Raw genomic sequence first — 20088 nt, 5'->3', positions numbered from 1 at the left:
TGCTCTCGACTTCTTCGAAATACCTTCAATTTATATTGTTAATTATATAATTCAGTGCCTTCAAATGTGTTTTTGATAAACCGTTTTTGTTCTTTAGTTTTTCAATTGTCTCACTCTCACTATGCATCGGTCTTTGAAGCTCACTTCTAGCGCTCACATAGTCTCTACTAATATAAAAATTACATGTTACAATACTTGCATTATTCGCTAGAACATAATCAATTATCTTTAACAATTTTTCAGGATTCCTTGTTATTGTTTTAAAAGAATCAGTAAAGAAGATTGGATAACCTTCGCTTATTGCTTTAAGCACATTTGACAAATAAGGGTCAATATTAGGATCCATACCACTCAAGACTACTGTATTCTCCTTAAAATATTGGTCATTTCTTAATAAATTATCAGATTTCTGTTTCGAATTCTTAACTATGCTTTTGTTAGTCTTGTCATCAATAATCGAATATTTCTTATTTTGAAAAACGATTTTTCCTAATTCTTTTATAATGCCCCATGCTAGTGGATATGAAGACATTAGCTTACCGTAAACATCATTATCAATAATAACACTTTTTGAGACTGTACTAATATCAATACAACAGAAATACTTTATTGCATCAGAGGTAAACTTTCTGATATCTCGTTCAGGAATAATTGTCTTCTGCAGCCCCATTAACTTTGCGGCTTCATTAGTGCTCGCAAGATCCTCTATTAGACTATTTCTAATAGTCAATACAACAAGACATCGAATTTCTATGTCTTCAGGAGGCTGATAATAATGTGCTTCCTCAACACTCGTAACTAACAACGCTCTTCTATTATCACAATTATTCCAGTTATTAAATAAAGACAAGAGCCGGGTCTTTATATCAAGTCCTACTCTTTCAATGTTGTCTTTATTCATTTCATATTGTTCAAATCGTGGGAACAATACATTCTGTAGATAGTTATCAATAACTTCCATGTAATTCACTCTTTCAGTTAATATTTTTGAGAGTTTCGCCTAACATTCCTGTATTCATGAACCCCGAAGGGTTGTCTGCTGAAATGCTTCCCTGAAATGCTTCCCTGAAATCCTTTCTCGCAAACCAAGGCTCCAAAGGAGCCGCTGCTTGAATACTATGTTAGGCGATGCTAACGGCATCTTCGAATAAATTTACCAGTTCTTCGTAAGTCTTTTTATTCTTTCTTTGACAAAATTCACAAGTACCTTGATTCAAATCCGATGATAACTTCAGTTAGCTTGCGGAGAATAGCCTTTTATTTGTTTTTTGATCGTTTCTATAAAAACCTTCAACAATTTCTCCTAACGCTCTTTAACAACACGGACTCGAGCGAGTGCGGTTCTAATAATGCCATTCTGACGTCCCATAATGTTCCATGGACATTCTAATTAATTCATTCCAAAAATCTTCCAAATCACTAAATAGACGGTTTGGGTTTACTAATTCAATCAATTGTGAAATATAACTACTAAAGCTCAGTTCATCTGCATTGAAGGACTTCATAAATCTCAATTTATCTATTTCGCTATCAGTAATACCGAGTTTTTTGACTTCTTCTACCGTTTCGAAAACATGACTAACCCAAAGCAGGGAATAGAACGATTTATACATACTCCTCCCTTTGATATTGGATTTTATTAATATTTCTCTGTAAATTTTCCTGATTGCGTCGAATATATATGCCGAATCAGGTAACTCATCTATTTCTTTTCTGACATACTTCGAAGTTTGAATATATCCACCCTCTACATCAATTACATTAGAAGGTCGGTATATAGTTCTGTCTCTTACATAACAAAGCTTTTCATAAAGCCCTTTAATACTTTCATTTGGTTTATTTTCATCAGCAAATATAAAGTTGTTATAAAGTATTCTAAATACCTCATCCAATTTTTCACTTTCTTCTCTTAAACAATCACAATATTCTTTAACGTCAGTATGTGTTATAAGTGTTGAAAGGTCTTGTTCAAGTAATTTAAACTCATTCCATACATTTGGTAATTCGGAGGGATCTGATAAATCATTAAAATTGACTTCAAGATTTACAATACCGTTCGAGCATAACCTTTTGGGAACTTTTAAGTTAAAACGCTCATCTAATAACATTAACGAAATAAATAAATGATACACCGAGTAGTAAGTCAAAACTGCCCTACTAATTCTTAATCCCCCAGCACTCTCTACATCTTTAACTGATTCAAGTGCCCTTAATTCTGATAAACCAATAAGACTTTTATGAAATGAAAGTGCAGAACATGAGCACAAATAAACCATATTGGTGATATTAGTTCTATCCAAATAATTGTATTTCCCACTTTGTATATATGTAAGTTCTTCTTTCATTACCTGTCTCCTTATATAACGTTTTGGTCTTCTAAAATCTATCTAACAAATCTCACAGCTTTTATACCAGCCATCTTCTCATTTTTATAGTTTTTCAAGAGTTTCACCTAACGTTCCTGTATTCACGACCCAGCATATGCTGGGTGTCCGGCGCATGCCGGGCCAAGGACGAATGTCCGCAGCGTGAATATTATGTTATGTGATGTCTGCTTCTTCTTCGAACTACTTAGACAGCTTGTTTGATTTCTTTGCCATGCTTTTAAACTCTTCATATTTCTCTTTAGCAGCTTTAATTTTACTTTCCACTACATAAGGAGCATCATCTGAAAAACTGGGTAGTTTCTCATTTATGTAATCGTATAATGATTTTTTCTCAGCAGTCGTCGGAATTATCGGCGCAACAGGTATAGGTAGTGGCTTATCTTCTACTTCTATTCCTTCATGCAAATCAGCCATCCCAAAAGAAAGAAAATTATGAATAGCTCTTTTTCTATCTTCTTCTGTCTGTTTATAATTTCCGTCCGAATCTAAATGGAATCTATCAAATTCCACCATAAGTAGTTTATGCGGCTTCCTGTCTTTATTCCTGTAATATAAGATCACTTCAAGTACTTCCTCACCTGCTAATTGAGGAACAGATTTATGCTTATGATCTTTAGGTCGGGCGATCTTTATAACTTTGCCTGCACGAGATACAAATAAATATCTGCTTTGAATCATCTATCTCACTCTTTCTCTCTTATTTAAGCTGATTTCACATAACGTTTCTGTATTCATGAACCCCGTAGGGGTTGTCTGCTGAAATGCCTCTCCGAAATCCTTCCCGCAGACCAAGGCTCCAAAGGAGCCGCTGCTTGAATATTATGTTATACGATGGAATCTTCTACGATTAACCAACATTCATTCTTGATTCTAATCTGTCATTGTTCTGCTATATGTTCCAATAAATCTCCTGGCTGACAACCTAAAGCCGCACATAATTTATCAATCACTTCTAACGATACATATTCGTTTGTATTGAGTTTCGCCATTGTAGCAGACGAAATACCCGTCATTTTCAATAAATCCTGCTTCTTAATCTCCCTGTCGATCAATAATTTTTGAAAAGGCTTATAACTAATCATCTGATATTCCTTTCACACATCAAGTGAATTTTTCTTTAATTATATGAAAGTATATTTTCTTTATCAAAAACATCTTCAACATGTATTGACTTAATTATTTGACATGATAAAATTATATTTAATAAGTTGAACTTTTATTCATAAAATCAAATACATTGGATGGTGTTCAAAATGCATAATTCTTTAGAAGTCTTACTTGATTCACTGATTCAGACTCGAATTGAATCTTTATATGGCAAGCTTATCAAAAACAATCCCAGCTATAACCAGTTCTCATCCGAACGGAATCTCTACTTCAAGCAGTTACATGAAGGAGTACCGGAGAATATACAGAAGACCCTATTTCTTTACGATGATGCTGAGCTTTCTGTTCAAGCTATTTTAGAACGTGAAATTTATTTGCAAGGTTTTAAGGACGCTCTTCACCTGCATAACGAATTACATATATCTTTAAATTGAGAGCCTTCTGGCTCTTTTTCATTTGGATTCTGTCGTATAACGTTGTTGTATTCCTGAACCCGAGAGGCTTAAGGTCCGTCAGGACCGGGTGGCTCCGCCACTTAGCCTCGCAGAGTTGTCTGCCTGACTCCACTTCACTGGAAAACCTCGGGCAGACCAAGGTTCGGCGTAGTCATTCACAGCGGGAATACGTTGTTATACAAAGTCACTTAATTCACCGAATTTACTTTCAAAATCCTAAAATCAAAACACTATCCTTATTTGATATCTCTTAAAATCGTTCTTCGAGACCTTATTCCTTGATTAAATTCTTTGTCATTATTATATCTCTACCAAAATCTTCAGACTCTATTATTTCTAATGCATGGTATCCAAGCTTCTCATAAAATCCTTGTGCCGTAATGCTACTAGGAAGCTTAAGTGATGTAGTCCCGGAATCAAGAGCTATTCGTTCAATAAAATCAATCAGAACTCTACCAATTCCCTTATTGTGGTGGTGAATATCAATAAAGACTGTGTAAATGGTATCTTGATCAAGGCTTGCAGTACCGATTATCTTATTACCTTCAACTACAACATATACTTTTCTGATTTTTGATATCGAAGATATATATTCTGAGGTGAAGATTCTACTCATATTCTTTATTATCTTTTCTGGATAATCTTTGATGTTTACGTTTATTAAATTTTCTCTGATAATGCTTGATACCATTCCGGAATCATCGTCAATAAAATCCCGAATCAATAAATTAGTATTCAATAATCTCACCTCTTATTAGAATAGAATTAAATGTTTGGGTGGTTTCGTATTAACGTCTTATTTACGAACTTCAGAAAAAATGTTCTCTTCGTCATATTCACGAACTTCGTGAATCCTGCACTTTGTTCCTGATTTCCGCACTTTCTGCGTTTCAATCCTCCTGCCCGCTCTTCCGATCCAACGGACTTTGAATCCGCCCAATGTCCCGCCTGCTCACATGTGTATACCGCTCGTCGTTCGCACACTCTGATGCCCTAGCAGTTCCTGAATATAGCGAAGATCAATCCCATTCTCCAGCAAGTGGGTCGCAAAGGAATGCCTTAGCGAATGGATACTCACCTGTTTGCGAATGTCCGCTTCAGCCAGCGCTTTTTCAAACACTTTCTGCGCTGAACGTTCCGTCAGGTGGCGGCCTTCCCTCTGCCCTGGAAACAGCCAGTCTTCTGGCCGCTCCCCCCTATATACTGCTCGACCACCGTAAAAGCCGCTTCGGATAGCAGCGTTTGCCGATCCTTCCTGCCCTTTCCCTGACGAACTTTCAGTACTTTCCGTTCACGGTCGCAGTCTTCAAGACGCAACCTCACCACTTCGCTTACCCGCAGCCCGGATGTATACGTCAGGTACAGAATAGCCTTATGCTTTGGATTTTTCACTGCTTTCAACAGACGCATAACCTCATTCAGGGACAGCACATCTGGTAGTTTACTCTCCTTTTTCGGACGAACATAGACGGCGGATTTGGGCTGCTTTAGCACATGGCGAAAGTAAAATTTCAGCGCGCTGATCGCTTGGTTAACATAAGCGTGCGAAAGGCCTTTTTCGAGCAGCGCCAACGCATATTTTTGCACCGTCGCATCATTTATGCTTTCTTCGGTCCCTTGCAATCCGGCAAAAAAGCGTTCCGTTTGCGATATGTATGCTTTAATCGTCTTGCTGCTGTAGCCCCTTGCCACCAATACATCGCGCATTTCTTGCCGCTGATCCGGGTTCCATTCACCTCGTTCCGAAGAAAAGGGAACCGCATCAGCCTACGCGTCCCGCCAATCGTTTTTTCATCCCGATAAAGTAGGTTTATCTTCATCTCACTTGCCTCCTTAGTATATCAGCCGTTCAAAAAATTGGAAATCCAATTTTACACAAAAAAAGGGACTTAAGATGGATATTCATCTTAAGTCCCTGATTCTTTCAGAGTGAATTATTGATCCATTAAGTCCAATTCCCATTATCATAAAATGTTTTACCTTTACTTGTCCAGTTCCTCCGTCACATCATACCATAGCATCGCCGCCACCTACCATGTTACTCAACCTTAAACTGTTTTAATTCGTCTTGAAGCTTATTGGACAATTGGTTTAATTGTTTGGATAGTTCAGCAACTTGTTCGAAGCTCTCCAATTGTTCCTGCGTGCTGGCGCTGACCTCTTCGGTTGAAGCTGAATTCTCTTCGGTGGTAGAAGAGATGATCTCCAACGCCTGCAAAATCTCATCTTTGTGCTTGTGGACTTTGGAGGTGTTGGTGCTGATCTGAATCATTCGCAATTTCAAATCTTCCAAATCCTTGTTAATGCTAAAGAATACTTGCTTCGTGTCCTCCACCGATCTCGCATTTTCTTCTGCAATTTTCAGACCGTGAACCGTATGCTCAACCGATACGCTGGTTTTTTCTTCAATCACACGTACCTTCTTGTAGATTTCCTGTGTCGCCAGTGCAGTCTGCTCAGCCAGCTTGCGAACCTCTCCGGCAACAACAGCAAACCCTTTGCCCTGTTCTCCTGCACGTGCAGCTTCAATGGAAGCATTAAGCGCCAGCAGGTTGGTCTGCGTTGCAATTTGGTTGACCGTATCCACGATGCTTGAAATCTCATGACGGCTCAGATCAATATCCTGAATAATAGACGACATCGCTTGTGTGGAATTGTGATTTTCTTCCGCCCATCTGGATAACTGATCTACTACAGCAAGCCCCTGTCCGCTTTGCTCAGCAGAGATCTGCACCATCGTTTCGATGGCTTTGGCATCATTGGCAATTTCGTCAATTTGGCCGGATAATGCTCCGGTTTTTTGTAAAATGTTATCCGTTTCCATGGATTGGTAGTTCGTTGCATTGGCAATCTCATTAATTGCTGTCGCCGTATCGTTCATCGTGATCGCGGTTCTGGAAGAAATGGATTGCAAATCATTTGAAGACTGATTCAAGACTTGAGCTGAGCCGCCCACCATTTGGAGCATGCCTTGAATTTTTTGAACCATATTGTAAATTCCTTGAGAAATTTGCCCGATTTCGTTGTTGGAATGCGTATCAAACGGAACGGTCAAATCCCCATTTTCAATCAGCTTGATTTTGGCAAGCAATTTCGGGATTGATCTCAACAGATAGCGGAGCGTTATATAACAAATTATAACCAGCAGGATGGTAGCTGCAGCAAAACCGCCAATCGTAATCCAGGTAAAGGTTCTTAGTTCTGAGAGAGCCTCTTGTTCAGAAATGGTTAAGCCTACGGACCACCCCGTATCTTTACTGGTTGCATACCCAATGTAACGACGCTCGCCATTATCATTAATCAACTGTACTCCAGACTCACCAGCAATCATTTTCTTACCGATCTCGCCAAGATCACCTGTGCTTTCGTTAATCTTTTCTTTCAGCACTTTATTTTGATCAGGGTGATACAAAATATCACCTGTTTTGGACGCAAGAATTGAATAGCCTGTGCTTCCAAGCGAATAGCTTTGCATAACAGCAGGGATGTCTTTGAAAGCAATATCGACAGCAGCAAATCCGATTAATTGGTTACCGCTATCCTTGATCGGATAGAAAATGCCCATGACCACATTCCCCGTATTGACGTCCTTATAGGGTTCTGAGTAGTATAAACCGTCTGCTTCAACAGCTGGCTTGAAGTATGGGCGTGTATTGATATCGAAATCCGGCTTGGAAACAGCACCATCATTTTGTAGAAAGAAGCCTTTACCAGCTATTCCCGCAATCCAAGCATCAGCAAATGATGGCTCTGCCTTTACAATCGCTGCCAGAGTCGCTTCGGTTTCCGCAGCGTGTGGGGAAGTTTTTACCGTTTCAGCTGATTCGGTGGTCTCTATATACTGCCGAAAAAGATTATTTGTTGCCATTTGTTTGACAAGTGAGCCCTTTTCCTTAAATAACGCATCAAATTGACTGACGGTGGCCTGCGTCTTGGTCTGGAGCATGGCCTCTTGCTGCTTGACAAGCATGCTTTGCGTGCTAGCATACATGAACGTCCCCAAGGTTGCAAAGACGACAACGATAATGATTAACAAGACCATGGCTAATGTGTTCGCGATGCTGGATGATCTGATTACCCGCTTTTTTATATTTTGTGACATGCTGCCATCTCCCCGAGGAATATTGAGCGAAAAGCTCTTAGATAATATGTCGGAAGTTTGCAGCTATTTTAATAGGTTTTTAGTATACACAATTTAAAGTTTTGCTATCTGATTCCTCATAGATTCCCTCCTAACCTGTTCGTTAACTCCAGCAAAAGATTAGGGCAGCACAAAGAGCCTCCGTCAGACGTAGGCTCTTACTAAAAGCTATATATGAGAACGCAGAGTTTTGCGGATTTAGAGCGTTTCAGCGATCCGTAAGCTCAACCCTCATACTCCGTCGTTAACCCAACTGCATCGTTGTGATACACGTATCGTTTTTTTCATATGTAGAGAATTCAGTTTCAGCCGTTTTACCTTCATGATTCACGCTAATACGGTATGTTTTATCCCTCGGTAGCCATAGATCAATAAAACCATTGGATTGTGATTTCATGGCGGCATTCTCCATGATGACATTCCCTTCGGAGTCGTGAACGGTCACATTGAACGCTCCGTTTTTTATTTCGCCTTGGCAGCCCGTTAGACTATGAGTTGCACAAGGGTGGGTCTGTTCCACATATGGCGCAATCGAAACAAAAAACTCGTTGTCAGGCAAATCATAATTCATGGTCTGAGTATCGTCCTCTGTGACAATCAACTGACTGGAATTAATGGAAGCGGACTGGGCTGTTGCCTTGCCTGCACTGATATCATGCACCAATTGCTTAATATTTGTCTTCCCCGGGTTGTCCGTCCCTTCTCTCTGAATATTCCCTGCAATTAGGTACGTCCCCAATGCGGCAACAACCAACCCTGAAGCGACCAAGATTCCTTTTTTCATCTGGAGTTCATCTCCTCGTCTGTTTTGTATTATTATAAGGGAGAATGCACCATAATGAGCAAAATGGGGTGCTGAAGTCACTAGATATTCACATATCTGTGCTGTGATTCAGTCATATTTGTATAACATTAGAGGATTACCGATGAACGAAGGAACATGAGTAGTTCTTCTGTCTCAACGTAAAAACACCCCATTACTCTTGTGGAGCAATGGGGTACATTCGTTTTTTAACGGTCCCGGTTCACGACATAATGTATTAAGTGCTTCAGAAAAGCAATATTGCGTGGGATCTCTTCTAATGCTTCCATAGCGAGACAATAGTGTTCCCACATCTCTTTACTGGCACCTTCTAGACCAAGGATGGACACGAAATTCGAATTGTTGTTATCAGAATCTTGGCCAACAGGTTTTCCAAGTAAGAGCATATCTCCTTCCACATCAAGCAAATCATCTTTAATCTGAAAAGCAATCCCCATATGATAGGCGAATTTCTTCAAAGCAGCAATTTCCGGCTCCTTGACCTGTGCAAGCATGGCTGGCATAACCAGACAAGCCTCAAACGCCACTCCGGTTTTGTAAAAGCACACCATATTCAGCTGCTCCAAGGTCAGTGCCTTTCCTTTGGAATCCAGATCCATCGCCTGCCCCATACACATATCTTCTGCTTTCTGGGCCGAGTACTGTATCAAAGCAAGCACCGTTTCAGCATTGAACTGGTCAAGGGACGATTGTTCCCCAATCGCCTTCTGGATCAGATACAGACCGGTTAATTCCGCGGTAGCGCTATTGTGCACCTGATGCAAGGTCTGACGCCCTCTACGGGTAGACGCATTATCCTGGGAAGGAAGATCATCAAAGATCAGGGAGGCGGTATGCATATACTCCAGTGATCTCAGAAGTGGCACGATTGCCGATGCATCTAATCCATATTCATTCACGCCCATGACCCAAGTCAATACAGGCCGTATCCGCTTCCCGTCCCCTTCAAGACTATAATTTGCAGCCTCAATAAGCTGTTCTTTCATGGCCGGAATCCCTTGAGGCTTGGTAATTTTCAATTGGTTGTTAATCTGCTCACGGACCATTTTGACCGTATTGAAAAAGTCTTCCTTTTCCCTCGCATCGTTTTTCAGATGGGTAATCATCTGGTCCCGAAGCAGCTTATCTAAGAAATCTACATCATCCGCTTTTTGTACCATCTTCTGAATGAGATTATTAAATTCCGGATTTCCGGATGCAAAGATCTCCATCGTTTCATTATACTTTTCTATACCTACACGTTCTTTATAACGTTTGAGTCCATTCATTGCCCGATCCAGTATCACCTCACGAGCCATGGCATCGGAGTCATATACGTTATGGATCAAATAGGAAATAACCGCCCAGTATAATTCAAAGGGATTGATCAAATCCGGTCTCTGATGATGAAATTTTAAATAGTAGGTATAAGGTGTTACCGCACCGTCTCTCATATCGTCAACCATATCCGCAAAATCATCAGCAAGCTGGTTATAGATACCATAAAAGAATGTTCGTTGCTCAAAACCCTCATCCGCAGGAGCACTAATCACGGAACGTACAATCAAGCGGGACGAAGAAGACTTCAAAATAACGGGTATATAAAGCTCTTCATTGGTATAAGTAGCTCGCGTCAGATCCTTAACACGGTCAATATCTTGAGAATGAAAAAAGACATAGGCCTGCTCGAAAAAGGTTTGCTGTGTGTCCGGTCGCTGATGTTCCTTAATATACTCAAATGCATCCGAGAGCTCCGAATGTATGTATTGAATCAACTTCATATGATTTCCAGTCCAATTGCCCAACTCAGGCACAGATCCAGTGAGAAGTGCGGTACGTATCATACGAGAGTATTGTACTTTCTCTTGAGCGGTCAAAACCTGGGAATCGAGAAGATCATCAATGAAAGGATAGGTTAGACCATAGGAGTACCCAAGCCTGATGGCTTCATCAAGTCTGCGAGCACGTTCCATAGGCGACACTGTATCGTCCATTTCTTCCATCACATGCAGAATAACCCCGACAATGATCTTAATCAGTTTGCGCTGGGCTTGCTCGGCATCCATCTCCTTGGGAATATGGGAGGATACGGACCTAAGTTTGTTGATCACCCAAATTATCGCGGTCTCTATACCTTCCCTCTGGGCCCATCGATACACCCCTGCCAAATTCATAAATTCCGGTTGGTCTCCCCCGTTTGCACGGGTGGATTGGATCAAGTGTTTTTTTACGTCTGCAATGACACGCTGAATCCGGGTATGTGTATCAGGAGAATTCAGAGCTTTGCCTAGGTCCCTCATATAAATATAGGAGACACTTCGGTCCAGATAATCATCCAATTTGCCTGTATAATTCAGCCATTGAATGTATCTATTATAGTCCCGAGTATCAGGTTTTCTTTTTCTCCGTGAAAAAAAGGATAACCATGAGGAATGTTGAAGATGATTTTTTTTCCACTTTTGAATGTCTTCTGTCAGGGTAGTCACATAAGATTTGTCTATGACCTGATCATACAGTAATGCAAAATACTGAATCGCCTTCCGCTCAGCCAGCTGATATCCTGTATTGGCTTGTAATTTTTCATTCATATGATGCATTACCTCTACTTCTCATTTTGTTAAACATGGTTGCATTTCTCCCTAAGGGAACGAATTCGGATCATGTTTTTATCTTTATACGGAAAAAAATCTGTGAGGTTACGAAATTTAATGGGGTCGAGGCGATATAAGAAGTAATCCCAAGAGGTGAATCGTCATGAAATATAGTGAACAAAAAAAGCTGGGCTCTGCTTCATAAGAATAGCAGCCCAGCTTGATTTTATAGATATCTCCTTAGAGTGTTTGGTCCTTCTCAACCTTCTGCCATAAAGCCTCAGTCAGTTCATTTATCGTCTCCTTCATCGCCAGCTTCTCGCGCCAACGACTCGGGATACCACTTATTCCGTAATAAGCTCCTGCAATTTGCCCGTACACCGCCCCGGTCGTATCGGCATCATCCCCCAGATTCACTGCCAGCAGTGCCCCCTCTTCAAATGAATTCGAATGGTGGAATGCCCACAACGCAGCCTCAAGGGAACGAATGACATACCCGGTTCCTTGTATTTCGGGTGGCTCCTTATGCCGGTAAGATCCCCGAATTATTTCTTCAATGGCTGCCGAATAAGCGGGCTCGTCCTGCCGCCACTTATAACAGACCTCCGCCGATAACATGGATTCTTTGTCCGCTCCTCGCAGACCTGCCACAAGGATTGAAGCAAGCACAGCACAAGCCTCCACACTTTCGACTGCTCCATGGGTGGTTCGCGAGCTCATCTCAGCGTACATCACCGCCTCTTCCGGACGGTTCGCATAGGCCATAGCCACAGGTGCAAGCCTCATAATAGAGCCATTGCCGGCAGTCATGGGGTCAACGGACCCGCTGTACGGATCTCCGGTAGCTTCGAAGCGATGCAGTGCTGCTCTCGTTGCACCACCGATATCAAAACACGTTCCCGTGCTGCTCATATACCCCAAGTGGTACCAATTGGTGTATCGGCGCATTTGATCTGCCGGATCAAAGCCATCTTTACGTACCATACTCTCGGCCAAGCAGAGCGCCATCGACGTATCGTCTGTCCACTGGCCCGGCTTTAACCCAAATACACCGCCGCCCACGATATCCGTTACAGGTTCAAATGTACCTGGACTGCTGAATTCCACAGTGGTTCCCAAAGCATCGCCCACAGCCAGCCCAACCAGACATCCCAAAAAACGATCCTTGATAAGTGCCATTTTGGTTTTACGCCCCTTTTCAAATGTAATAACTAACGCATATTTTCCCATCTCGCCAGGTTTATACCCGCATTTGTGAAGCTGGATTTATCAACAAAAAATCTGATATCAAGCAATGCAGTTAATATTTTCATAAAAACTCCCGGTTTTTTCTTGCAAAACAACTTAAGATATGTAATTTCGCTAGGATTACTTTTGAGAACAAAATAGGAGTAATTCATCAAGATCAAGTTGGAGATGAACTGCTCTGTTGGAGATTGATGCTCATTGATACAGTCGATCAGCACCTCTAATACCCTAATTTTATTAGAGTTATAGGCTTGTATAAACATCGTTGCTTCTACAAACGGCTTGTTGAAATCATCGAATGGAAAATCATATACATCATGACTACCCAGTATGAAGTTAACCCATTGGCCTTGTAAAAATTTTATTTTTTCCAGCGCTGCTTGTGTATCCATATCCATCTTAATTTTGTGAATATGCTCATGCAAAATGTTAATAAGAATGTGCAGATCATAATGTTGTGCGTCTTCCATTCTGTACATGATCCTATTATTTTCAATCGTTAAACGATCATAAATGTCGTCACCTAAACCCAGTTCAAATAAAAGATGTTGAAGGAAAAATAGTCTGTCCTGAGCAAACGTGAATTCATTGCCTCTCTCTGCTAGATGTGAAACTTGATATTGATAATAAAAACAACATAAGTTTTTTCTCCTATAAGCAACATCTTTATGTATATCAAAAACATTAAAAATGAGCGAAAGCAATCGAATCAGGCGTTCAGCATCCAGTTCGCTTCGAATGACATGATCCATTTTTGTAAATTGCGACCTGTCAAACAGATCATGCCATCGCACTAGAGAAACATAATCCTGCTCGTTTATATTCAGGGTTAATATTCTTAAATTTTGCTCTTGATCGGGATAAGAATAAAATAGATATTCATGACTTAAATCAGAAATACGCTCATTAAAATAAGCTCTTAATTTGTAATCGTATATTTTAGAAAATGACATGCTTATCCTCCTTACAAGTAAGCCTGAGCATATTAAACTAAGCACAAAACATGTTCGAACTCCTATATTGTAAAATTATCTGGTTAGACTGGCAAGGTGGCACAATTACAGAAACATATGTTCTCCATATCTGTATTATGATATCTTTATGCTAAATGAAACGTTATTGTCGGAGGTCATAGCCTATAATTAGAAAGGAATGGAAATCCTTGAAACAACTAAGTGAAGCTTTGTCCCGTTTTGTACAACAACAAAACTTGTATAATGAAGCCTACGGGCTGTTCCAAAACCACGACATCCAGCCCCGGATGGAGAAAATTTCAGATTGCTGGGACAGACGGATTCCCGTATCCCCTGAGCTTGAGTACCTGTATAGCCATTATGAAATGATCGATGCTAAGGCAGCAGGAACACACAAATTGAAAAATGCGGCAGTTGAAATCGGGGATGCTGCTGTCCTCTTTTTTGCTGCACCAGAACACCTGTATCGCCAACAACTAGGCTATCGCTGGATTACATCTGGTGAGCTTGTCCAAGAATCTTCTTCGTGGCCGCCCCATCATGTCGTGATTGCCACTTTTAATGACGATCCAGTCATTGTCGATACTAGCGGACCCGATTCCCCTGTATATGCTGCATTCGAAGGCGGTGCGCCGCAGCAGGTGGCTGACTCTTTGGCTAACTTCTTTACTGCTCTTTCCATCCTGATTGAAGGTGCCTGTACCTTTAAGGGAGAAGTGAAAGATGAAGAAACATACGAAACCAAAACAGCATATATCGAGCACGTAAAACCATTGCTGCATCCGCTGTTGAGCGAAAATCAAACCACGTATTTAATGGAATACCTATCCCTTTGTTAGAAATCCTTTTTTTGAAGAGAGGTGGAGCTTATATGATCTATATCGCATTACTGCGGGGCATCAATGTTGGCGGCAATAACAAGATCGAGATGAAGAAGCTCAAGCAAACGTTTGAACATGCAGGTATGGAGCATGTGACAACTTACATTAATTCTGGAAACATTATTTTTTCTAGTCAAGGTCAGTCCAACGAGGAATTGTCGCTCATATTGGAACAGGCGATTCTGGAGGATTTTAGCTTACCCATCCGCGTCATCGTTCGTAATATGAAGGAGATTCAGACCATTATAGAGGCACTGCCGAATGAATGGTCTAATGATACACAGATGAAAAGTGATGTATTGTTCCTGTGGGATGAAATTAACGATATTTCCGTTCTGGACAAGCTACCTTTGAAACCGGGAATAGGCCATGTAATATATACGAACGGGGCCGTTCTGTTTTCTGTCAGCAAAGAACAAGTCACAAAAAGCGGGTTAACGAAATTAGTCGGCTCCAAGCTGTATCAGCAAATGACGGTGCGGAATGTGAACACAACTCGTCAGATTTATAAGCTGATGCAAATGGCTGAACAGGAAGAGCTACGGGATACGAGCTCCTGACTGTAGTCCAAAAGCAATCTTGGAAGAGTAAACTCAAAAAGGGAGCCTATTTACGGCTCCCCAACTGTTTTTCTTCGATGGAATGTTTTCCCTAGTCTTTACGATGGGCCTCGTTAAATTTTAAAGCCTTCGACCAGTTCATTCAGTCGCGCAGCACTTTCCTTCACCTGATCAGACTGGTGTGCCACTTCAAGAGATTTCTCCGTCGATGAAACCATATTCTCTGCAATGTGCTGAGTGGATATAGCAGACTGTTCGCTGGCTGTTGCAATCTCATGGATTGCTCTCACCATGGTTTGGATAGTTTCATTCACCTGCTTAGAGGTGGCGTTCAAATCATTGACCGTGTTCGTATGCTCCACGGCATCATTGTAATATTGTCCTGCCGTGTCTTCAAGCAGCTGATAATCCTTGCCCATCTGGGTTTGCAGGAAGTGCAGTAATTCTTCGGCATTAGTAGTTAAATTCTCTACAGATTGCACAACTTCTTGAGTAACACTCTGAATTTGGTCTACCGCGTGTTTGGAGCCGTCTGCCAACTTGCGAATCTCGTTAGCCACAACCGCAAACCCTCGACCTGACTCACCCGCACGAGCCGCTTCAATGGATGCATTTAGAGCCAGCAAATTGGTTTGTGCCGTAATTTCTAAGATGGACTGAGAAAGTAAACGAATTTGGTCTACGCCCTTGGCTCGTTCTAGCGCTTCCTTCATCTTTTCATTGGCCTTCCGGTAAATTTCCTTGGCTGCTTTATTGGATTCACTAGCCGCATGCTTCAATGTTTCGGCTTTTACACTTGTATCATGGGCAGACTGAGCTCTTTCTTGAGTTTTGACCGAAATGTACTCTGCTGCCCGCTGCATTTCTTCCGCAGAATGGTTCATATTTTCGGTGTATGCCGAAGTCTCTTCCATAGCTGCTGACAGCTGTTCGACCGTGGCAGATACATCTCTAATCCGCTCATTGAGATCTGTCATATTATGATTCGTCTGGTCACTCAGTTGGTTAATTTGGCGTGACTCATTGATAACCCCCGTTATGACCATTGAGGTTGAATCTGTCATTTGTTGAATGGCACGAGCAATGACAGCGATCTCATTATTTCCTTTGAGCAAGGTAGGATCAAGTGCTGCCGCTAAATTCCCTTGGGTAATCTCCTCACAGTATTTCGTAATTGTACTCATCCGAAAACGGATATTTCGAATAGCCGCAAAGGAGATGGTGATAAGAATAGCCAGCACGAGGGCCAGAACCGTGATCAAAACAATTGTACGCATTTTAATCTCATTTTGCGTATTTTGATATAAGTTGGCGGATTGCTCATTGTTATAATCTGAAATCGTAGTCAACATCGTAACAATGGCCGTACTGGATTTATTAATCCGGCCTCTCTCTTCCGTGTCATACGTTCCGCTATTTTTTTTGACTGCCATGATTTGCTCAATATCCTGATAATATGTGTCTATACTCCCCCGTAGTTCCTCGTACAATTTCTGTTCCTTAGCATCCAAATTCCTTTGTGAGAATTCATTTAGTCCGGTTGTAACGCTATCTTTTCCTTTCTGCACTTGCTTATACTGTTTGTCTGTGTACTCCTTATTGTCAAGTATTTTGGTATAATTAGCCCGCATATTATAGAAATCACTTTTGACTTCAAGAATATTCGTTTGGTGTTGAAAGCGATCCACATACAAAATACCTTGACCCTCTTTAGCTTGATACATACCGATAACCCCTACCAACGATACAATGAGTAAACCCACTAAGCTGATTACAATCATGGAGATCATCGTTGTCGTAACCTTTAAATCTCTAAAACCTTTTCCTTTTTTAGTCCTGTCTGATAGCTTGTTACTCATCCAAACCCCTCCAGATCGTCTATGGATAATAGTTCACGCTGCAGATCACAGAACGTGATGATATATATATCTATATATCGGTAGAAAGCGCTTAAATTTATAAGTAAAATAACGGTACTGCAAAAATAAGAATATTATAGTAGGCAACTTCATATTTGGATTTGCTATGTAACTCAAAATTTTAGATAGTCATGGGCTTAAAGAATTTGCTAAACTAGAAGAGGAGTCCTTACACGAAGTAGGGCACATATAAACAACGAACGCTGAATGATGGGAGAGAAAGTATTGTGACAAACATACAAAATAAAAAACAAGTATATATAATCCACGGATACACAGCTTCGCCAGCCGATCATTGGTTCCCTTGGTTACAAGACAAATTACAGGAAGATGGAGTATCGGTAGGTATACTGGAGATGCCCAACTCGCAATCCCCCAAACTTAATGAGTGGATCGAGCATCTATTACAAAATATTAAAGTTCTACATAAAGATACCTATTTTATTGGTCATAGCTTGGGATGTGTATCCATATTAAGATACCTACAGCAAGTAAGTATCCCAGAACCACTTGGTGGTCTCGTTTTCGTTTCCGGTTTTACTGATCCAGTGCCGAGTCTACCGTCATTAGATGAATTTACAAATGGCCATTTGGATTATCAGCAAATCATGGATTCGCTAAAAGCGCGTTCAGTTATCGCTTCAAAGGATGACACAATTGTGCCCTTTGCACTCAGTAAGAAACTAGCTGAAGACATCCAAGCCGATTTCCATGAAGTAGACCATGGAGGACACTTTTTACAAAGTGACGGTTTTACCACCTTACCGATGGTACATCAAGTGTTAATTGGTATGATGAATGCAAATAAGTAGCATGACAGGCTTAGTTTGAAAACTTACATAACCCGCAAAATGGAACCGGCGAAGGGTTCATTATTGCGGGTTCAATACATCAATACAATGCCCATTTTTCCGTACACAGCTCTATAAATGAATGGGCAACCTGTTCACATTCGTCATATCCCAAACTACCAGAATGAGCAAAAAGAACGGGATACTCATTGTTTCTTTTTTCCTCTCTCATATCAAACATATAGTGGTTTCCGCACCCATCCATCGCAAACGATACAGCACCCGGCATATATTCCGGTAACTCGTAGGCAAGGTTCATTTCTCTCAAATCTTCGGTATTAAAAAACTGAAAATAACGTTCTCCATTTTGAAACTCCCCGCCGTTAGAGTATCTCAAAAAATCCATATAGCTGTCAGGAAATTGCCCTTGGGGCAGATGCCAGCTCACAGGATCTAAAGGTTTATATTGATCATAGAATGGAGACGACTTTGGAAAAGGGTTCACTTGTCTTTGCTTGATTTCGTGAATCTCTTGTTCCGATAGCTTTATGTTCCATGTTTTCAAAAAATTTGCGATTTGTTCATCCGTTGCTTCCAGACTTTTTACAAACTGCTGTTCAAAGTGAATACTCCACATATCAGCCAACCTCCATACCTCGATGCCTCTAAGAGTTGTTATTTCTACCGAGCAAGCTATTCCTTATCCACTACCGCCTGCCATGCTTTTGTAATGTCTATAGGCGACTTGCTGCTGGTCTCCCCTCCACCTTCCTGAGTCCATAGCGGCGGATAATATGCAAATACCTCTCCCGGCTGAAGTTGCTCCATATCCTTCTGCCAACCGTTCCAGCGGAATGTCTGGTAGAACAAGTCTAAATCTCCCTCAGCCAACCAGCCCAAGAAACCGGAATAGGCCAGCTCTGTGGATTCCCATTCTAATGCATCTGGTGCAAAATAGTAGATATGACCACTACGTCCGAATTTCCCTGTATCCAATCCAAAAAATCCACCTGCTGCATCATAAGCTACAATCAGCATCCCCTCAAGTGCAGGAACACTTTCTGGCTCCTGAAGCCCGTTCCATGAGGTCAAGCTACCAAAAATTCCAGAGCCACCCGCACCCAGCAAGGTGATCCAACCGTAATCAAATACGATTCCTCCTGTCTCATAGGCAATTGTTCCCAAATACGATTTCGTACTCACCTGCAAACGGTACAGCGTGTCCCCAGCGGATTCCGATTTGGACGATACAATGTGATGAGAATTCCGGCCTTCTTTCAGAATATTTGTGACCTCTTCCCATGCATGGTTATCCTTATCCACCAGTTCATCAACCGTTAAAGTATGCATGTTCATTCCCCTTCCCGCATATCCTAAAATTCCCTTTCAACCCGCGAACTGATTTTTGAAAACCTGCGTTTGATCTAAAATCACCCACTGATTCACTTCGTCGTATCCTTTTACAATTGCCGTGACCTCATGCTTCGGATACATCCACTCGGATGGTGTCTTTTCCTCATATGTACGAGTGTCTGACAATCCGACCGCATGATGCTGGAAAATATGAATAATCGTACCGTGTGGGAAAAATGCTTCAATATAACCCTTTACCTTAGTCCCAACGGGCAGTGCATTTTTGATTTGGTGCCATTCCTGGTTGAAGGTGTGAAGATAATTGGACCAGACTTCTTCAAACTCTTTTTTTGTAATTTGCGTATAATAGGGCTCTGTATCATCAATCGCTTTCTCAGCTAATAAGAAATGATACTGCTCGTGCTTCCGATTAGAGGCGATATACGTGCCATCATCCTGGATGACAATTTGTCGATAGGCTGTTCCATCCGAATCTATTTCAAAATACCAGGTTCCCATGCCTGGCTCCGGGCAATCTTTAAGATATTTCATGTGCTCCTCCTATTAAAAAATCAAACCTTCGAATGCCTGCTGAAAAGGTTACGCCTTCTGCCTTGATGCTCGAAACACTTGTGTAATTCAGCTTTTTCTCTTTGCCACGAGCCGTTTTAGGCAAAACAAATGCCCGGTCACGCGTAAGAATCTCTACATCGGTTTCTCCATAGGTATCCTCAGTGAAAGAAATTCGCTTGCGAATGACATCCCCGTCCATACAAATAAAGTATCCATTTTTAATTTCTACCACATCCCAATGTTCTTCCAGCGCCTCCAGCCCGAAGTACGGTCGTAACGTGTTCGTTAACCAACTATTCATCTACT

At 41.2% G+C, this 20088-nt stretch carries 19 protein-coding genes and 1 pseudogene; 4 read left to right on the top strand and 16 right to left on the bottom strand.

The window, feature by feature from the left end:
• Positions 1-25: 25 nt before the first annotated feature.
• The 4 genes from ACUYLD_RS19025 to ACUYLD_RS19010 form a co-directional block, all read right to left on the bottom strand.
• On the bottom strand, positions 26-961 hold the full coding sequence (locus tag ACUYLD_RS19025; RefSeq protein WP_446675743.1) for a hypothetical protein: 936 nt from the start codon (positions 959-961) through the stop codon (positions 26-28).
• Between the two features lie 382 nt (positions 962-1343).
• Entirely contained in the window at positions 1344-2345 is a 1002-nt protein-coding gene (locus ACUYLD_RS19020; protein ID WP_446675742.1) for a hypothetical protein, read from the bottom strand.
• A gap of 222 nt (positions 2346-2567) precedes the next feature.
• Positions 2568-3065: a hypothetical protein gene (locus ACUYLD_RS19015; protein ID WP_061829663.1), complete on the bottom strand. Its 498-nt coding sequence runs from the start codon at positions 3063-3065 to the stop codon at positions 2568-2570.
• Between the two features lie 200 nt (positions 3066-3265).
• The gene (locus ACUYLD_RS19010; protein WP_010345194.1) at positions 3266-3469 is read right to left on the bottom strand and encodes a helix-turn-helix domain-containing protein; all 204 of its coding nucleotides are present in this window, start codon (positions 3467-3469) and stop codon (positions 3266-3268) included.
• A 171-nt stretch (positions 3470-3640) separates the two neighbouring features.
• Between ACUYLD_RS19010 and ACUYLD_RS19005 the strand changes: the two genes are divergently transcribed.
• On the top strand, positions 3641-3928 hold the full coding sequence (locus ACUYLD_RS19005; protein WP_061829662.1) for a hypothetical protein: 288 nt from the start codon (positions 3641-3643) through the stop codon (positions 3926-3928).
• Positions 3929-4220: 292 nt separating this feature from the next.
• Here ACUYLD_RS19005 and ACUYLD_RS19000 read toward each other — a convergent pair whose 3' ends face one another.
• The 7 genes and pseudogenes from ACUYLD_RS19000 to ACUYLD_RS18970 form a co-directional block, all read right to left on the bottom strand.
• Positions 4221-4688, bottom strand: a complete 468-nt coding sequence (locus ACUYLD_RS19000; RefSeq protein WP_061829661.1) for a GNAT family N-acetyltransferase — start codon at positions 4686-4688, stop codon at positions 4221-4223.
• Positions 4689-4901: 213 nt separating this feature from the next.
• Positions 4902-5656, bottom strand: a pseudogene (locus tag ACUYLD_RS18995) (tyrosine-type recombinase/integrase).
• Positions 5657-5987: 331 nt separating this feature from the next.
• Positions 5988-8051: a methyl-accepting chemotaxis protein gene (locus tag ACUYLD_RS18990; protein WP_446675741.1), complete on the bottom strand. Its 2064-nt coding sequence runs from the start codon at positions 8049-8051 to the stop codon at positions 5988-5990.
• A gap of 283 nt (positions 8052-8334) precedes the next feature.
• Positions 8335-8874 carry a CueP family metal-binding protein gene (locus tag ACUYLD_RS18985; RefSeq protein ID WP_442434935.1) on the bottom strand — a complete coding sequence of 180 codons (540 nt, stop codon included), beginning with the start codon at positions 8872-8874 and terminating at the stop codon, positions 8335-8337.
• 227 nt (positions 8875-9101) lie between these two features.
• Positions 9102-11489 carry a polyprenyl synthetase family protein gene (locus ACUYLD_RS18980; RefSeq protein ID WP_446675740.1) on the bottom strand — a complete coding sequence of 796 codons (2388 nt, stop codon included), beginning with the start codon at positions 11487-11489 and terminating at the stop codon, positions 9102-9104.
• A gap of 234 nt (positions 11490-11723) precedes the next feature.
• Positions 11724-12662, bottom strand: a complete 939-nt coding sequence (locus tag ACUYLD_RS18975) for an ADP-ribosylglycohydrolase family protein (RefSeq protein ID WP_446675739.1) — start codon at positions 12660-12662, stop codon at positions 11724-11726.
• A 32-nt stretch (positions 12663-12694) separates the two neighbouring features.
• Positions 12695-13684: a hypothetical protein gene (locus tag ACUYLD_RS18970; RefSeq protein ID WP_446675738.1), complete on the bottom strand. Its 990-nt coding sequence runs from the start codon at positions 13682-13684 to the stop codon at positions 12695-12697.
• 209 nt (positions 13685-13893) lie between these two features.
• On the opposite strand from ACUYLD_RS18970, the gene ACUYLD_RS18965 reads away from it, so the two are divergent.
• Both ACUYLD_RS18965 and ACUYLD_RS18960 read left to right on the top strand, forming a co-directional pair.
• Positions 13894-14544: a hypothetical protein gene (locus ACUYLD_RS18965; RefSeq protein ID WP_446675737.1), complete on the top strand. Its 651-nt coding sequence runs from the start codon at positions 13894-13896 to the stop codon at positions 14542-14544.
• 32 nt (positions 14545-14576) lie between these two features.
• Positions 14577-15146 carry a DUF1697 domain-containing protein gene (locus ACUYLD_RS18960; RefSeq protein WP_446675736.1) on the top strand — a complete coding sequence of 190 codons (570 nt, stop codon included), beginning with the start codon at positions 14577-14579 and terminating at the stop codon, positions 15144-15146.
• A 113-nt stretch (positions 15147-15259) separates the two neighbouring features.
• Here ACUYLD_RS18960 and ACUYLD_RS18955 read toward each other — a convergent pair whose 3' ends face one another.
• Positions 15260-17005 (bottom strand): methyl-accepting chemotaxis protein, encoded by a 1746-nt coding sequence (locus tag ACUYLD_RS18955; RefSeq protein WP_446675735.1) that lies wholly within the window; start codon positions 17003-17005, stop codon positions 15260-15262.
• Positions 17006-17292: 287 nt separating this feature from the next.
• On the opposite strand from ACUYLD_RS18955, the gene ACUYLD_RS18950 reads away from it, so the two are divergent.
• Positions 17293-17877 (top strand): RBBP9/YdeN family alpha/beta hydrolase, encoded by a 585-nt coding sequence (locus ACUYLD_RS18950; protein ID WP_446675734.1) that lies wholly within the window; start codon positions 17293-17295, stop codon positions 17875-17877.
• Positions 17878-17956: 79 nt separating this feature from the next.
• Here ACUYLD_RS18950 and ACUYLD_RS18945 read toward each other — a convergent pair whose 3' ends face one another.
• From ACUYLD_RS18945 to ACUYLD_RS18930, 4 genes are read right to left on the bottom strand one after another with little or no spacing between them, the layout of a single operon-like run.
• Complete coding sequence (locus ACUYLD_RS18945) at positions 17957-18493, bottom strand: SMI1/KNR4 family protein (protein ID WP_190297689.1); 537 nt, start codon at positions 18491-18493, stop codon at positions 17957-17959.
• Between the two features lie 56 nt (positions 18494-18549).
• On the bottom strand, positions 18550-19206 hold the full coding sequence (locus ACUYLD_RS18940; RefSeq protein WP_322174558.1) for a DUF2625 domain-containing protein: 657 nt from the start codon (positions 19204-19206) through the stop codon (positions 18550-18552).
• Positions 19207-19242: 36 nt separating this feature from the next.
• Entirely contained in the window at positions 19243-19761 is a 519-nt protein-coding gene (locus ACUYLD_RS18935; RefSeq protein ID WP_446675733.1) for a hypothetical protein, read from the bottom strand.
• Positions 19748-20083: a hypothetical protein gene (locus ACUYLD_RS18930; protein WP_446675732.1), complete on the bottom strand. Its 336-nt coding sequence runs from the start codon at positions 20081-20083 to the stop codon at positions 19748-19750. The genes ACUYLD_RS18935 and ACUYLD_RS18930 overlap by 14 nt, the downstream gene beginning before the upstream one ends.
• Positions 20084-20088 lie beyond the last annotated feature (5 nt).

Source organism: Paenibacillus sp. SER-28 (assembly GCF_052906305.1).
Note: the sequence above shows the minus strand (reverse complement) of the source record. Positions and strands in the feature narration are given on the sequence as shown.

Excerpts from the sequence above, each read along its gene's own strand:
- ACUYLD_RS18940 (WP_322174558.1), bottom strand. The coding sequence starts at position 19,206 with ATGCATACTTTAACGGTTGATGAACTGGTGGATAAGGATAACCATGCA.
- ACUYLD_RS19015 (WP_061829663.1), bottom strand. The coding sequence starts at position 3,065 with ATGATTCAAAGCAGATATTTATTTGTATCTCGTGCAGGCAAAGTTATA.
- ACUYLD_RS18990 (WP_446675741.1), bottom strand. The coding sequence starts at position 8,051 with ATGTCACAAAATATAAAAAAGCGGGTAATCAGATCATCCAGCATCGCG.
- ACUYLD_RS18970 (WP_446675738.1), bottom strand. The coding sequence starts at position 13,684 with ATGTCATTTTCTAAAATATACGATTACAAATTAAGAGCTTATTTTAAT.
- ACUYLD_RS19020 (WP_446675742.1), bottom strand. The coding sequence starts at position 2,345 with ATGAAAGAAGAACTTACATATATACAAAGTGGGAAATACAATTATTTG.
- ACUYLD_RS19010 (WP_010345194.1), bottom strand. The coding sequence starts at position 3,469 with ATGATTAGTTATAAGCCTTTTCAAAAATTATTGATCGACAGGGAGATT.
- ACUYLD_RS18980 (WP_446675740.1), bottom strand. The coding sequence starts at position 11,489 with ATGCATCATATGAATGAAAAATTACAAGCCAATACAGGATATCAGCTG.
- ACUYLD_RS19025 (WP_446675743.1), bottom strand. The coding sequence starts at position 961 with ATGGAAGTTATTGATAACTATCTACAGAATGTATTGTTCCCACGATTT.
- ACUYLD_RS18930 (WP_446675732.1), bottom strand. The coding sequence starts at position 20,083 with ATGAATAGTTGGTTAACGAACACGTTACGACCGTACTTCGGGCTGGAG.
- ACUYLD_RS18985 (WP_442434935.1), bottom strand. The coding sequence starts at position 8,874 with ATGAAAAAAGGAATCTTGGTCGCTTCAGGGTTGGTTGTTGCCGCATTG.
- ACUYLD_RS18960 (WP_446675736.1), top strand. The coding sequence starts at position 14,577 with ATGATCTATATCGCATTACTGCGGGGCATCAATGTTGGCGGCAATAAC.
- ACUYLD_RS18955 (WP_446675735.1), bottom strand. The coding sequence starts at position 17,005 with ATGAGTAACAAGCTATCAGACAGGACTAAAAAAGGAAAAGGTTTTAGA.
- ACUYLD_RS18945 (WP_190297689.1), bottom strand. The coding sequence starts at position 18,493 with ATGTGGAGTATTCACTTTGAACAGCAGTTTGTAAAAAGTCTGGAAGCA.
- ACUYLD_RS18935 (WP_446675733.1), bottom strand. The coding sequence starts at position 19,761 with ATGAAATATCTTAAAGATTGCCCGGAGCCAGGCATGGGAACCTGGTAT.
- ACUYLD_RS19005 (WP_061829662.1), top strand. The coding sequence starts at position 3,641 with ATGCATAATTCTTTAGAAGTCTTACTTGATTCACTGATTCAGACTCGA.
- ACUYLD_RS18975 (WP_446675739.1), bottom strand. The coding sequence starts at position 12,662 with ATGGCACTTATCAAGGATCGTTTTTTGGGATGTCTGGTTGGGCTGGCT.